The following is a 14638-nucleotide window of genomic DNA, read 5'->3' on the forward strand; positions in this document are numbered from 1 at the left end:
GGCGGATGGAGTTCAACGCTGTGATTCTGGCGGGTGGCAGGGCCACCCGCCTCGGTGGCGTGCCCAAGCCCGGATTAATGTTCGACGGCGCCAGCCTCCTTTCGCATGCCCTGCAGGCGGCGCGGGGAGCCTCCGCTGTGGTGGTGGTTGGTCCAGACACCTCTCGTATCGGCGGCGTCCTGCCTGATGGAGTTCTTAGCGCCCGGGAGGAGCCGGCCTTTGCCGGCCCTGCCGCCGCCATTGCTGCCGGTCTGGCGGCCTTTCACCACAATGGGGAGCCAGCGCCGTGGACGCTCGTCCTGGCATGCGACATGCCGCACGCCGCCAGGGGCATTGAGCCCCTATGGGAAGGACTGCGTGCGCATCCTGAAGTAGAAGGCGCAATGGCCGTCTCAGCCGACGGCCGGCAACAGCCCCTCCTGGGCATCTACAGCACCCGGGCTTTGGAAAGGGAAGTTGCGGCAGCTTCGGGGTTAACGAACTCTTCAGTGTTCCGGCTGCTTGCTAGGCTGAACCTGCTGGCCGTTACCGTCCCCGATGGGTCTACCGATGATGTGGACACGTGGGAGGACGCCGCGGCCCTGGGCATACACAACGAGCAGGAGGCGGACATGAAGAGCCAGGAAGAGACGCTCGAGGACTGGTGCCGCACACTGTTGCAGGCCTTTGAGCTTGAGGGCGTTGAAGTGGACATCAATGAAGTCCTTGCTGTGGCAGGAGTTGCAGCCCACTCCGTGGTGCGGCCTGCTGCGCCACTGACAACGTTCATCGCAGGTTACGCTGCCGGCATGGCCAGGGGGATCGGGCAAGCCGCGGACGATACCGCCATGAGCGCTGCCCTGGATCTGGCCCGCCAGGTTGCCAAGCAATACCTGGAGCCCGGGACTGAGGCGGAATGACCGAGGCCCCCGGACAGGGCCACCACCACGCGGCACACACATGGCATGAGGCCCGGCAGCGTGCCTTTGACGTCGCCGCTCCCATCCCGCCAAGCCCAGTGCCGTTGAAGGCTGCCTTGGGAAGGACATTGGCCTCGGATGCAGCGGCCATTCAGGACATGCCGCACTATGCGTCCTCCGCCATGGACGGCTGGGCTGTCAACGGAACGGGTCCATGGATTCTTGTTGAGCCTGGACACAGACTTGCTCCCCACCAGGCCAGTCCCATCGTCACCGGAGGACTCATTCCGCCCGCCGCCAAGGCCGTTCTGCGCACCGAAAGCGGCGTTATTACCACGGACGACGACGGCCTTCCGATCCTTGCGCTCGGCGGCTTGGCGAAGCCGGGGGAGCCACGCAATGGCCAGCACATCCGCAAAGCTGCCGAGGAAGCCGCAGAAGGGGACGTGCTGCTCAAAGCCGGTACCATCCTGAATCCTGCGCACATTGCCTTGGCTGCCCTGGCGGGCCTCGATGAGCTGGAAGTCCTGGGGAAACCCTTGGTGCGATTCCTCCTGACGGGCTCGGAAGTGGTGACGCAGGGGGTTCCCCTACCGGGGAAGGTCCGGGATACCTTCGGACCTCAGCTTGGTGCCGTCGTCGAACTCCTTGGTGGCATCGCAGGAGAGCAACTCAAGGTAGGCGACAACTACGACGACTGGCTTGCAGCTTTGCAGGACACCGAGCCTGAACCCGCGGAACCATATGCAGCACCGGAGCCGCCGGCCGACGTCGTTATTACTACAGGCGGTACCGGACGCTCAGGGACGGACCATTTCAGGAGGGCCGTGGCTGAACTGGGCGGCCGGCTGCTGATCGATGGCATTGCCATGCGCCCCGGCCACCCGGCCGTGTTGGCGGAGCTTCCGGACGGACGCTTCGTGCTGGGCCTGCCCGGGAATCCGCTGGCGGCCATGATGGCATTGTTCACCGTTGGGGGGCCGCTGCTCGCAGCGCTTGGCCACGGGAAGCTGGAGGACGTTGGCGAGGTGCCCAGCGGTGCAATGATCGACGCCGATCCTGGACGGACGCGCCTGATGCCTTTCAAACTGGTCTACGGATTGGCATCGCCCGCGCAGCATGCCGGCCCGGGGATGATGCGCGGGCTGGCGGGAGCAGATGGCGTCTTGGTGGTGCCGCCGCATGGTGTCCAGATGGGCGAACTGGTCCCGGCCTTTCCCTTGCCGTGGGGTAAACCTTTGCCCGCACCCAAGGCCGCTGAAGGAAAACCACGCAAGTCGCCGGCCCGCCAACAAAAGAAGGCCCCGTCCGGTCCTGTTGACTGGAGCGCGTTGGAAGCCTAGGGGTCGCCGGGTGGACGCAGGTGGCAACTGGGTGCCCGGGCTTGCAATGATGGACCCATGAACAGGCATGCTCCCGAACAGGACATCAATGAAGATGACCTGCAAATCCACCCGCCCAAGAAGGCTGCGGCAGGCCTCAAGGCTGTCACTGTCGCCCTTGAAAGGGGCTACTCCCAGGCAGGAGTAGCCCGCACGGTCCGCTCCATGCTCAGGGTCAACCAGCATGACGGCTTTGATTGTCCGGGCTGCGCCTGGCCGGAATCCATCACGGGACGTCGCAGTCCCGCGGAATTCTGTGAGAACGGCGCCAAGGCAATCGCTGAGGAAAGCACCACACGGACAGTGGGGGCAGATTTCTGGGCAGCACATTCCATCGCCGATCTTGAAGACAAGACCGAATACTGGTTGGGGAGCCAAGGGCGAATCGCCGAGCCTGTAGTCCTCAAACCGGGAGATACCCACTATTCCCCGATCAGCTGGACTGAAGCCTTTGCCTTGATCGGGGAGCATATCAATGCCACCACACCTGATCGCTGCGTTTTCTACACCTCCGGCCGGACGGCCAACGAGACCGCGTTCATGTACCAGTTGTTCGCCCGCAGCCTGGGCACCAACAACCTGCCGGACTGCTCCAACATGTGCCATGAGTCCTCGGGCAGCGCGCTGAACCCGACCATCGGAATCGGCAAGGGAACGGTCTCGCTGGAAGACATCCACCACGCCGAACTGGTGTTCGTGGTGGGCCAGAATCCCGGGACCAACCACCCCAGGATGTTGTCCGCATTGCGTGACTGCAAGAACAACGGCGGAAAGATCGTTGCCGTGAACCCGCTACCCGAGGCTGGCCTGCTGAACTTCAAGGACCCCCAGTCCCTCAATGGCGTGATCGGCGGTGGCACTACGATCGCGGACGAGTTCCTCAAGATCAAGGTCGGTGGCGACCTCGCTCTGTTCCAGGCCCTGGGCCACCTGCTCCTGGAGGAAGAGAAGCGGAACCCCGGGACGATCCTCGATAAATCATTTATCGGGAAACAGACCGAAGGCTTTGAAGCGTACGCCAAGGCACGGTCCCAGCTGGACTGGGAAGAAACCGAGCGTGCAACCGGCTTGTCCCGGGAGGAAATCGTCACTGTGGCCGGGCTGATGGCCAAATCAAAGGCGACCATTATTTGCTGGGCGCTGGGCTTGACCCAGCAGCCGCACTCCGTGGATACGCTGAAGGAGATCATCAACCTGCTCCTGCTCCAAGGCAACTTCGGCAAGCGGGGAGCCGGAGCCTGCCCGGTGCGTGGCCACTCCAACGTCCAGGGCGATCGCACCATGGGTATTTGGGAGAAGCCGGGCGAAACGTTCCTTGCCGCGCTGGACGAGGAGTTTGGTTTCCGGATGCCTCGCGAGCATGGATATGACTCCGTGGAGACCCAGCACGCCCTGGAAAAAGGGGAAGTGGATGTCTTCGTGTCCATGGGTGGAAACTTTGCTGCGGCCGGTTCTGATACTGCAGCGTTGGAAGCCGGGCTCAAGACTGCTGGACTGACTGTGCACATCTCCACCAAGCCGAACCGTGCCCACGTGGTGCACGGGAAGACATCCCTGATCCTGCCCACATTGGGACGCACGGACACGGACGACAAACACCCCAAGGGCAAGCAGTTCCTCTCGGTGGAGGATTCAATGTCCGTCATCCACAAGACGCAAGGCAGGCTGGCTCCGATCTCCGAGCACCTCCTGAGCGAGCCCGTCATCGTGGCCCGGATGGCGCAGGCGACACTCGGGGATGACCACGGCGTGGACTGGCGCGCCATGGCAGAGGACTATGACGTGATCCGGGACCACATCTCACGTGTCATCCCGGGGTTCGAGGACTTCAACGCCAGGGTCCGGACGAAGAACGGCTTTGTCCTGCCGAACCCGCCACGGGATACCCGTACCTTCGCAACTGACATCGGCAAAGCACGGTTCTCCGTAAGTCCGCTTGAGTATCTTGAAGCTCCAGAGGGCCACTTGATCCTGCAGACGGTACGCAGCCACGATCAATACAACACCACGTTCTATGGCCTGGATGACCGCTACCGTGGGGTCTCGGACGCCAGAAGGGTGATCCTGGTCCACGAGGAAGACCTCGCTGGCCTGGGCTTCAAGGACCGTGACCTGGTGGATGTCATTTCCACCTTTGCCGGTACGGAGCGGCGGGCAAATAAGTTCCGGCTGATCGCATACCCCACGGCCAAGGGCTGTGCTGCCGCATACTTCCCGGAAGCGAACGCCCTGGTGCACCGCGAGCTTGTGGCCCGGGAATCCAACACGCCCGGCTACAAGGCGATGACCGTGCGGTTCGTGAAACACCCCGAGGAGAACGGATCCTGACATGGGACGTGTGACCCAGCGCCGAAAGCTGCATAAGTTCGTCCTGGACGGATCGCCCCAGGCCCTGGAACACCCTGTCCGATACAAGGAAGACATCCTCGCGGTCGAAGAGCCCCTGGAAATCCGTCTTGGAGATATGTCGTTCTCGGTGACCATGCGGACCCCTGGAGACGACTTCGATCTGGTGGCGGGGTTCCTTGTCTCGGAGGGCATCATCTGGGAGCCGGGGCAACTGGTCTCCGAGCGTTTCTGCGCGGGGGAGGACGAGGACGGCGTGCAGACCTTCAACGTCGTGGACGCACAGCTGCGGCCCGACGTCGAACGTCCGGACACCGGCCGTAACGTCTACACTTCAAGCTCCTGCGGGATTTGCGGCACCGATTCGATCGACGCCGTCCGGAAGTCCTCGCGGCACAGTCCCCAGGACGATGACGTGACGATCCCCGTAAGAGCGCTTGCTGCCCTCCCGGACCGGTTGCGTGAGGCGCAGGCGGTTTTCGCCAAAACAGGTGGCGTCCATGCCGCGGGCCTTTTCAGGATTCACGACGACGGTACTTCCGAGCTGCTGTGCCTGCGGGAAGACGTGGGCCGGCACAACGCCGTGGACAAAGTGGTGGGTTGGGCTTTGCGGGCCGGCAAGCTGCCATTGAAAGGAACGGTTCTTCAGGTATCCGGCCGGGCATCTTTCGAGCTCGTCCAGAAAGCTGCCATGGCGGGCATTCCCGTCCTTGCGGCCGTCAGCGCTCCCTCCAGCCTCGCGGCCGAGCTCGCGGACGAAACAGGTATCACGTTGGTGGGCTTCAGCCGTGGGTCGAGCCTGAACGTGTACGCGGGCAGGGACCGGATCGTGGGAGAAGAGGCTGGCTAGCGCCGCTATTCCCTGTGGATAGTCCTCGTTCACTTGGCTATTGAGCTGGAACAACGTAGATTTTATCCATCGATTGGAATCGCTGTGTCCTCGAATAACGCCGTCCATAAAGTGCCGGCTCGCCCGCCGGCCATGACGCTTTGCCACCAGCCAATGCCTAAGGGGATTTAATTGCACGACGATCGCCGGATCACTGAACAGCGTCTCGATCGATTCGTTCGGGAACGTCTTCTTCCGGCCATTTACGGCAGGTCCGTCCCACTGCAGCTCAGCAGCTGGGATTCGCCTGGAGAACCCGTGCCCGCAGCCGAGGCCATGCGCCAGCTCTTCACGCCCCAGGAGCCGGGCGCACCTTGGGGTAAGCCGTGGAGCACTAAATGGCTCCGCCTGCAGGGTGAAGTTCCAGAAGGCTGGGGTTCTGCCGAGGGGACGGCGGTGGAAATCATCGTGGACCTTGGCTTCAACAGCGACGTGCCGGGGTTCCAGTGTGAAGGCACAGCCTGGCGCGCCGATGCCAGCATCATCAAGGCCATCTCCCCACGTAACTACCACGTTCCGCTGAAGCTGCTCGGTGGCGGATTGTCCGTGGATTTCTATGTGGAAGCAGCAGCCAACCCGGATGTGTCGCAGGGTTGGTCATTTGCGCCTACTCCTTTGGGGAACAAGGCGACATCCGGAGACGAACCCCGGTATCGCCTCGGCCGGATTGCCATTGCCGAACTCAACGAGACGGTGTGGGAACTTAACCAGGACGTGTGGACACTCAGTGGCCTCATGCACGAGCTCCCCATGGAGCTGCCGCGCCGCCACGAAATCCTGCGGGCCCTGGAACGGATGCTGGACATCATGGACCCGGACGATGTTGCGGGAACGGCTGCCGCAGGCCGCGAGGCACTGGCAGAGGTACTGAGCCGGCCCGCCTATGCTTCGGCCCACCAACTCGTGGCTACCGGTCATGCGCACATCGACTCCGCTTGGTTGTGGCCTGTCCGTGAAACCATCCGCAAGTGTGCCCGTACATTCTCCAATGTCGTGGCTCTCATGGACGAGAACCCCCACTTCGTCTTCTCGTGTTCCTCGGCCCAGCAGATGGCCTGGATCAAGGAATTCTTCCCTGAGCTTTTTGTCCGCATCCGGGAAAAGGTCAGGGCCGGGCAGTTCGTTCCCGTCGGTGGCATGTGGGTTGAATCGGACACCAACATGCCCGGTGGCGAGGCCATGGCGCGCCAGTTCGTGGAAGGCAAGAGTTTCTTCCTGAAGGAATTCGACGTGGAGTGCCAGGAAGCCTGGCTGCCCGATTCGTTCGGCTACTCCGGCGCACTCCCACAAATCGTTAAATCTGCAGGTTTGCGATGGTTCCTTACGCAGAAGATTTCCTGGAACAAGGTGAACCGGATGCCGCACCACACGTTCACGTGGGAAGGCATCGATGGTACCCGGTTGTTCACCCATTTCCCGCCGGTAGACACGTATAACGCAGAGCTCCATGCCCGCGAGCTTGCGCATGCGGAACGCAACTACCGTGAGCACGGGCGCGGCACAATGTCTCTGGTTCCCTTCGGTTATGGCGACGGCGGTGGCGGCCCCACCCGCGAGATGGTGGCCGCTGCACACCGCACCGCAGATCTCGAGGGTTCACCCAAGGTCAGGTTGGGCACGGCCAAGGACTTCTTCACAGCGGCCGAAGCCGAGTACCGAAACCTCCCGGTGTGGGTGGGCGAGATGTACCTGGAGATGCACCGCGGAACTTACACCAGCCAGGCGAAGACCAAGCGAGGCAACCGGCGCAGCGAGCACCTGCTGCGTGAGGCAGAACTGTGGTGCTCCACGGCTGCAGTGCGACTGGGCGACGCCTATGCCTATCCCGAAGCGGAGCTCAAGAGGCTCTGGCGGTTGGTGCTCCTGCAGCAATTCCACGACATCCTGCCGGGCAGTTCCATCGCCTGGGTCCACGAGGATGCCGAGCGGAACTACGAGGCAATCGCCCGCGATCTCGAGGCCATCATCACCCAGGCGGCTCAGGCACTTGTCGGCCAGGGAGACAGGCAGTTCCTGCTCAACGCGGCCCCACACAAGCGGGCTGGCGTGCCGGCACTCGCCGCTGCGGAAGCCGTGAAGCCGGAGGCAGTTGTTGATGCCGGCGAAAAGGATGGCGGCTACGTCCTGGACAACGGAATCATCCGAGCCGTGGTGGACAGTGATGGCTTGTTGACCTCACTCATGGACTATTCCACTGGCCGCGAGGCGATGGTGCCCGGTCAGCCCGGCAACCTGCTTGAGCTGTTCAGGGATACTCCCAATGAATGGGACGCCTGGGACATCGAGGAGTTCTACCGGCGCAACGTCACCAAAGTGACCCAGGCGGAAACCATCGATCTTGAGCGCACGGAGGCAGGCGCCGTCGTGGTGGTCACTCGTACGGTTGGTGCCTCCACCATCACGCAACGGATAACGCTCGACGCCGGTGCGGAGTCGCTGGGGATCGCCACCACAGTGGACTGGCAGGAACGCGAAAAGATGCTCAAGATCGCCTTCCCGCTGGATGTCCGGGCGGACCGTTCGGCCTCCGAGACCCAGTTCGGCTACGTGTTCCGGCCGACCCATACGAACACGTCATGGGATGCTGCGAAGTTCGAGATCTGCGCACATCGCTGGATCCACGTTGCAGAGCCCGGCTATGGCGTGGCCGTCAGCAACTCTTCCAGCTATGGGCACGACGTCACCAGGGCTGTCCGCGGGGATGGCGGAACGACGACGACTGTCCGCGTCTCGCTGTTGCGTTCCGCCAGGTTCCCGGACCCTGAAGCAGACCGCGGCGAGCACACACTTGAACTGTCCATCAGGCCTGGAGCGGGGATCGCGGATGCCGTGGAGGAGGGCTACCGGACCAATCTGAAGCCCCGCTATGTCACGGGTAGCAAGCCAGTGGTACCCCTGCTGTCCGTGTCCAACCCGGCCCTGGTAGTGGAGGCAGTGAAGCTGGCCGAGGATGGTTCCGGAGACGTCATTGTGCGTCTTTACGAATCCTTGGGACAACGCTCAGCCGGTGTTGTCAGGGCCAACTTTGAAGCTCATGACGTCCTGGCCACGGACCTGCTGGAACGGCCGGTAGAGGCCCCTGGGGTGACGGTGGGGCAGGACGCAGCCGAGCTGGTCCTGCGCCCGTTCCAGTTAGTCACATTGCGGTTCGCCCGATAAAGGCTGCCCAGCGACAACAGGACCCGCCCCAAGAGGTTTAGACGTCGTGTTGCAGCCGCTTCACGAACAGCTTGGTCCGTTCCTGCCGGGGTGCGCGCAGCACCTCGGCGGCAGGGCCCCGCTCCACCACAACGCCGCCGTCCATGAAGATGACCTCGTCCGCCACGTGTTGGGCGAAGGCCAACTCATGGGTCACGATCACCATGGTCCAGCCTTCCTCGGCGAGTTCCTTGATGACGCCGAGGACGTCACCGACCAGCTCGGGATCCAATGCTGACGTGGGCTCGTCGAACAACAGCAGTTGCGGCTGGAGCGCCAAGGCACGGACGATGCCCACGCGCTGCTGTTGTCCGCCTGAGAGCTCAAACGGATAGGCGTCCCGCTTGTCAGCCAGGCCCACCCGCTCCAGCAGACGCTCGGCTTCGGCGATGGCCTCTGCCTTCGGACGCTTCTGTACCTGGACTGGACCCTCGATGATGTTCTTCAGGACCGTCATGTGCGGGAACAAGTTGTAGTGCTGGAACACCATGGCACTGCGGTCCCTCAGCGCTGAGATCTCCTTCTTGCCCACTTTGGCGCCGAAATCGATGGAAAGGCCATCGGAGGTCTCGCTTCCCGAGCCCGAGCCGGAGCCGGAGCCTGGGCCGCGGCCGGTGCCGCCAAAGGTAACAGTACCGGCGTCGGGGATTTCAAGGCCGTTGAGCGACCGCAAAACGGTGGTCTTGCCCGAACCCGACGGCCCGATCAGGGCCACCACCTGGCCGCGCCGGATGTCGATATCGATGTCGCGCAAAACCACGTTGCTGCCGAAGGCTTTGGCGAGGTTCCGGGCCTTCAGGACTGAGGTGACGCGGGGTTCGCGTTGTTGGGGTGCGTCAGTGGGCGACATAGCGGTCCAATCTCCTTTCCACAGCGGACTGCGCAGTGGAAAGGACCAGGCAGATGACCCAGTAAACCAGGGCTGCCTGCAGGTACAGGGCCATGAACTCCTGGCTGAACGCAGCGATTTGCTGGGCATTGCGGAAGAGTTCGGTAACCAGGATGAGTGAAGCGAGCGACGTGTCCTTAACCAGGGAAATGAAGGTGTTGGACAACGGGGGAACGGACACGCGTGCCGCTTGCGGGAGGATGATGCGCACCAGCGTCTGGGGGTGGGACATCCCGATGGTGTGGCCGGCTTCCCACTGTCCCTTGGGCACCGAAAGTATTGCAGCCCGAATGATCTCGGCAGCGTAGCCGCCCACGTTCAAGGAGAAGGCGATGATGGCGCTCGGCCAGGGATCCAGGCGGATGCCAATGCTGGGAAGGCCGAAGAAAATTACGAACAGCTGCACCAGCAGGGGAGTACCGCGGATGACCGAGACGTAGAAACGACCTATGCCGGACAGCAGCCAATTCGAACTCAGCCGCAACAGCGCCACCACCAAGGCCAGCACCAGGCCAAAGGCAAAGGAGGCCAGGGTAAGGGGGATGGTGCCCGTTACGGCCCCTGTGATGATCGGCCCGAAGGAACTCCAAATGAGGTCCCAGTTCATTTATTTGGTGACATCCGCACCGAAGTACTTTTCGGAGATCTTTGTCAGGGTTCCGTCTGCCCGGAGGTCATCCAGCGCCTTGTCTACAGCCTTGGCCAGCTCTGTGGAACCCTTTCGGAACACCAGGGCGCTCTCGGTCTTATCCGGCGCTTCGGCGGCCACCTTCAAACCGGAGTCCGGGGTGGTTTTTGCGTAGTCCAGGTAGGTGAGTTTGTCGTTCACCGTTGCGTCCACGCGTCCCTGCTGCACGAGGGTGGCAGACTGGGCCCAGCCTTCAACCGCCTGAACGTTGGCGCCGGCCTCCACGGCCATTTTGTAGAAGTTGCTGGTCAGTGACTGCGCGGTGGTCTTGCCCTTGAGGTCAGCGAAGCTGTTGATGCTGGAATTGTCCTTCTTGGTCACCACAACGCCGGTAGAGACCGTGTAGGGCTTGGAGAACTCGTACTTGGCTTTGCGCTCGTCATTGATGGAGATCTGGTTTGCGATGGTATCGAACCGCTTGGCGTCCAGACCCGCAAAAATGCCATCAAACTGTGTCTCCTGGAAGCTAGCCTTCACGCCCAGCTTTTCAGCCACCGCTTTGGCAACCTCAACGTCGTAGCCCGTCAATTCACCGGCGCCCTCTGCGTGGAAGCTGAACGGCCGGTAGGTTCCTTCCGTTGCGATGACGAGTTCGCCCTTGGATTTCACGTCGGACAAGGATGTATCGCCACCGGACTGGGCTGGAGTGGAACCGCCACCGCAGGCAGAGAGTGCAATGGCGGCGGCGGCCAGGGTAGCGGCGAAAAGAGAACGGCGGGAGCGAAGGCTGGTCATGGAGCCATCTTAGTCACGGGCCACCACGGATTCCCGGCAGGAAAGGCTTGGAGGCCTGCGGAAAGGGTGGTTAAAAAGGCTGAGTGGGGGCGGTCCCCAACAGCCCGCCACCACTCATCCCCCCAATTGTGATCACGTGGGCGCCACATTCACCGGAAACCCGTTCTCTGATTCCGGTGCCAGGCTGCAACCGCGTTCACACATTCATGATTGTGCCACGATCTAATGGTTTTGTGAAAGTCTTACGCTGTGCGTCTTGCTTTCCGCCGGGCAAACGCCTTGGAAAACCAGATCCCGGCGAGCCCAATGGCCGTCGCCAGCACTGCGGAGTAGTTGATCAGGGAACGCAGCCACAGGTGCACCAGCGGGATCAGTGGGAAGAGTTGGGACACCAAAAGCAAGGCCAGCCCAACGAACAGGAGGGCCGAGGCGGCACGCAGCAAGGCGGGGTAGCGGCCCATGATGGTGCGCCAGATCGCCGGCAGCAAACAGGCTGATACGTATCCAGGATAAAAGCGGCCCAGAGCCGCGTAGGCCTCCATTGAAGGTCCCCAGGTCAGTCCTGTCATTCCCGCCGTGGAGCCGCGGGTGTCCGTGATGACAAAGAAGAACGTGGTCAACGCCACCGTGATTCCGAGGACTGTCAGCCCCCAAGGGCCACGAATGGCCCGTTCCGCTGACCTGGAAGCGAAACCCATGGCAATCTTGATGCCCATCAGCAGGAACGTACCGTACAGCAGGAACCGCAGGATCAGGTTGGTGACATTAACTCCGCCTAACAGCGCATCGATGGCAAGGTACGGTGCCTCAATGCTCAGGAGGATATCCAGGGTGATCAGCGCAAAGATGTAGAAAACCACCCGGTTCTCACCCCGGAGCAGGCTCGGAATCCGTGCGATGGTGATAGCCAGGCACACCGCCAGTGTTGCCCAAGGCAGGACAGCCGTCATCCGAGATTCTCCCAAATTCGTTCAGTTCGTTCGTGGTCTTGTTCTTGGCGGCGCAAGGTCTTGCCCAGCGCCTGAAGCCTCTCACCGGCCAGGGTCACCAGCTCGCCCAAGGTCATCCGGTCAAGGGCCTCCTGCCGCCCGTTGGGGGACCAACCGGCCTCCGCCTCCGTGATCAGCCCTCCAGCAACCAGCCCGCCCGCTGGTCCGACGCCGGCAGCCCGCGACGTCGCGATGGCCAACTCGGGAGGAAGCCTGTTGGCGGTCAGGTGGGCGGAGAAGTTCTGTGGCGCGATGCCGGTGGCTTCGCTGACCCGGTGCCGCAACTCGCCGTCGTCGATTGCATCCACCCAGTTGCGAACCGCGGTGGGGTGCGGTGTTGGCGACAGTCCTGTGACGGAGACGGACCCCGGTTCACTGCGTTCCACTACCGCGCGCAGCAAATCCATGGTGGCAATCTGGCTCACCAGTTCATCCGGCGTGGGCGGGACGGGGTCGCCTCGAAGATCTGCGTAGAGGTCAAACGTGGCAAGGGCTTGCACGGGATTGATGTGATAGCCCCGGCTGATGCTGACCAACGTTGACTCTGCCACCTTGCCCCGGACCAACTGTTGGGCCAGCGTTGTCCGTTTTATCCCGGAAATCCTGCAGACGTCCGCTGTGCTGGCGTTGGGTGCAACGCCGTGAAGCCAGCGTTGGAACGCCTTGGACGGTAAGGGCATGGAGGGCTTTCTGGGATATTTCAAACGGCAAGTCCGGCATCACCCACAGGGGAACCGAAGCAAAGGGTACGGATTGATTTTACGCCGACGCCACATTGAATTATGCTTGATGCTTGAACCCGTTGGTCCGTACACCCCCCAAGTCCGGACCAGCGGGTTTTTCCATGCCCGTGGGAATCACGGGTAGTGAGGCCGCGTTTCGTAAGTGAACCCGCGCTTGTTTTACCGTGCTGGTGATGTAGACGCGAGCGCCGTGGTGGCGCTGCGAGAGGAATAGAGAATGACTGCAACACTGGTGGCCAAGGATCTTGCCGGTGGTCACGGCCACCGCACGCTCTTTTCAAAGCTTTCCCTCACCGTTGCTCCCGGCGATGTGGTGGGCGTGGTGGGTGCGAACGGCGCGGGCAAATCGACGCTCCTGCGCATCCTTTCCGGCGTGGACCAGCCGCAGGAGGGGACCGTTAATCTGGCTCCTTCGGACGCCTTTGTGGGCTGGCTGCCCCAGGAACATGAGCGCACCACGGGCGAAACTATCGCAGCGTACATTGCACGCCGCACCGGCTGTGCCCAGGCCACCGCGGAGATGGAAGCTACTGCCGAAGCCCTCGGTTCCGGAGCTCCCGGAACGGATGACGCATACTCCCTGGCCTTTGACCGCTGGATGGCATCCGGCGCTGCAGACCTCGAGGACCGGATTCCGGCCGTGCTGGCAGACCTTGGCCTGGAGCTTGGTACCGATGCCCTCATGACCGGGCTCTCCGGCGGGCAGGCTGCCCGGGTTGCTTTGGGTGCACTGCTGCTCAGCCGCTTCGATGTTGTCCTTCTTGATGAACCCACCAATGATCTGGACCTTGATGGCCTGGCCCGGCTGGAGGCTTTCGTGCAGGGCCTGCGCGGAGGAGTGGTTCTGGTTTCACACGACCGTGAGTTCCTGGCCCGCTGCGTCACCACCGTTGTGGAACTGGACCTCGCCCAGAACTCCGTGGCTGTCTACGACGGCGGCTACGAAGCGTTCCTCGAGGAACGTGCGGTCGCCAAGCGCCACGCCCGCGAACGTTACGAAGATTTTGCCAACACCAAGGCCGATCTTGTGTCCCGCGCACGGACCCAGCGCGAGTGGAGCTCCCAGGGCGTCCGCAATGCGATGAAGAAGAATCCGGACAACGACAAAATCCGCAGGGCCGCGAGCACCGAGTCCTCCGAAAAGCAGGCACAGAAGGTCCGCCAGATGGAGTCGCGCATCGCCCGCCTCACCGAGGTAGAGGAACCGCGCAAGGAATGGCAACTGCAGTTCAGCATCGGCCAGGCGCCCCGCTCAAGTGCCGTCGTCGCAACCCTTCGTGACGTCGTGGTCCGTCAAGGCGACTTCACGCTGGGACCAGTCAACCTCCAGCTCAACGGCGGTGAGCGCATCGGGATCACCGGGCCCAACGGCGCCGGTAAATCCACTCTCCTGCGCTTGCTGCTCGGTACCCGGAAACCGGACGACGGCGAAGCCTCCATGGGCGCCTCTGTCGCCATCGGCGAAATCGACCAGGCCCGCGGACTGCTCGACGGCGGACGGCAGCTGGGCGACGCCGTCGAAGCCGTGCTGGTGGACTGCAACAGCGCGGACGTCCGCACACTCCTGGCCAAGTTCGGCCTGAAAGCGGACCACACCTCGCGGACCGTCGATTCGTTATCCCCGGGAGAACGGACCCGTGCCGCGCTGGCCCTCCTGCAGGCCCGTGGCGTGAACCTGCTGGTGCTGGACGAACCCACCAACCATCTTGACCTCCCCGCGATCGAGCAACTTGAAGAGGCGCTGGAAAGCTACGAAGGCGCCCTCCTGCTGGTCACCCATGACCGGCGTTTGCTTCAGAACGTTCGGCTCGATTCGCGTTGGCACCTGGAAAATGGCCGTGTCCAGGAGCTTCACCACACCCTCGGCCAGGAGAAGTAAC

Annotated in this window: 11 protein-coding genes; 6 read left to right on the top strand and 5 right to left on the bottom strand. The window is 62.5% G+C overall.

What is annotated here, in order from left to right:
• The first annotated feature begins 5 nt into the window (after positions 1-5).
• The 5 genes from AB4Z15_RS18835 (at position 6) to AB4Z15_RS18855 (ending at position 8675) form a co-directional block, all read left to right on the top strand.
• Complete coding sequence (locus tag AB4Z15_RS18835; protein WP_442018467.1) at positions 6-899, top strand: NTP transferase domain-containing protein; 894 nt, start codon at positions 6-8, stop codon at positions 897-899.
• On the top strand, positions 896-2242 hold the full coding sequence (locus AB4Z15_RS18840; RefSeq protein ID WP_442018468.1) for a molybdopterin molybdotransferase MoeA: 1347 nt from the start codon (positions 896-898) through the stop codon (positions 2240-2242). Before AB4Z15_RS18835 ends, AB4Z15_RS18840 begins: the two co-directional genes overlap by 4 nt.
• A 57-nt stretch (positions 2243-2299) precedes the next feature.
• A complete protein-coding gene (locus AB4Z15_RS18845) occupies positions 2300-4609 on the top strand; it encodes an FdhF/YdeP family oxidoreductase (RefSeq protein ID WP_442018469.1) in 2310 nt (769 codons plus the stop codon).
• A gap of 1 nt (position 4610) precedes the next feature.
• Positions 4611-5477, top strand: coding sequence for a formate dehydrogenase accessory sulfurtransferase FdhD (gene fdhD / locus AB4Z15_RS18850; RefSeq protein ID WP_442018470.1), 867 nt, complete (start codon positions 4611-4613; stop codon positions 5475-5477).
• 171 nt (positions 5478-5648) lie between these two features.
• On the top strand, positions 5649-8675 hold the full coding sequence (locus AB4Z15_RS18855) for an alpha-mannosidase (RefSeq protein ID WP_442018471.1): 3027 nt from the start codon (positions 5649-5651) through the stop codon (positions 8673-8675).
• Positions 8676-8712: 37 nt separating this feature from the next.
• Here AB4Z15_RS18855 and AB4Z15_RS18860 read toward each other — a convergent pair whose 3' ends face one another.
• The 5 genes from AB4Z15_RS18860 to AB4Z15_RS18880 form a co-directional block, all read right to left on the bottom strand.
• On the bottom strand, positions 8713-9564 hold the full coding sequence (locus tag AB4Z15_RS18860; protein WP_442018472.1) for an amino acid ABC transporter ATP-binding protein: 852 nt from the start codon (positions 9562-9564) through the stop codon (positions 8713-8715).
• Positions 9551-10210: an amino acid ABC transporter permease gene (locus AB4Z15_RS18865; RefSeq protein WP_431118589.1), complete on the bottom strand. Its 660-nt coding sequence runs from the start codon at positions 10208-10210 to the stop codon at positions 9551-9553. The genes AB4Z15_RS18860 and AB4Z15_RS18865 overlap by 14 nt, the downstream gene beginning before the upstream one ends.
• On the bottom strand, positions 10211-11026 hold the full coding sequence (locus AB4Z15_RS18870) for an amino acid ABC transporter substrate-binding protein (RefSeq protein WP_442018473.1): 816 nt from the start codon (positions 11024-11026) through the stop codon (positions 10211-10213).
• Positions 11027-11268: 242 nt separating this feature from the next.
• Positions 11269-11976 (bottom strand): hypothetical protein, encoded by a 708-nt coding sequence (locus AB4Z15_RS18875; protein WP_442018474.1) that lies wholly within the window; start codon positions 11974-11976, stop codon positions 11269-11271.
• Complete coding sequence (locus tag AB4Z15_RS18880; protein WP_442018475.1) at positions 11973-12695, bottom strand: hypothetical protein; 723 nt, start codon at positions 12693-12695, stop codon at positions 11973-11975. Before AB4Z15_RS18880 ends, AB4Z15_RS18875 begins: the two co-directional genes overlap by 4 nt.
• Before the next feature lie 280 nt (positions 12696-12975).
• Between AB4Z15_RS18880 and AB4Z15_RS18885 the strand changes: the two genes are divergently transcribed.
• On the top strand, positions 12976-14637 hold the full coding sequence (locus AB4Z15_RS18885) for an ABC-F family ATP-binding cassette domain-containing protein (protein WP_442018476.1): 1662 nt from the start codon (positions 12976-12978) through the stop codon (positions 14635-14637).
• The last annotated feature ends 1 nt before the right edge of the window (position 14638 follow it).

The organism is Paenarthrobacter sp. 2TAF44, assembly GCF_052114885.1.
In the GTDB taxonomy this organism is placed as follows: Bacteria; Actinomycetota; Actinomycetes; order Actinomycetales; family Micrococcaceae; genus Arthrobacter.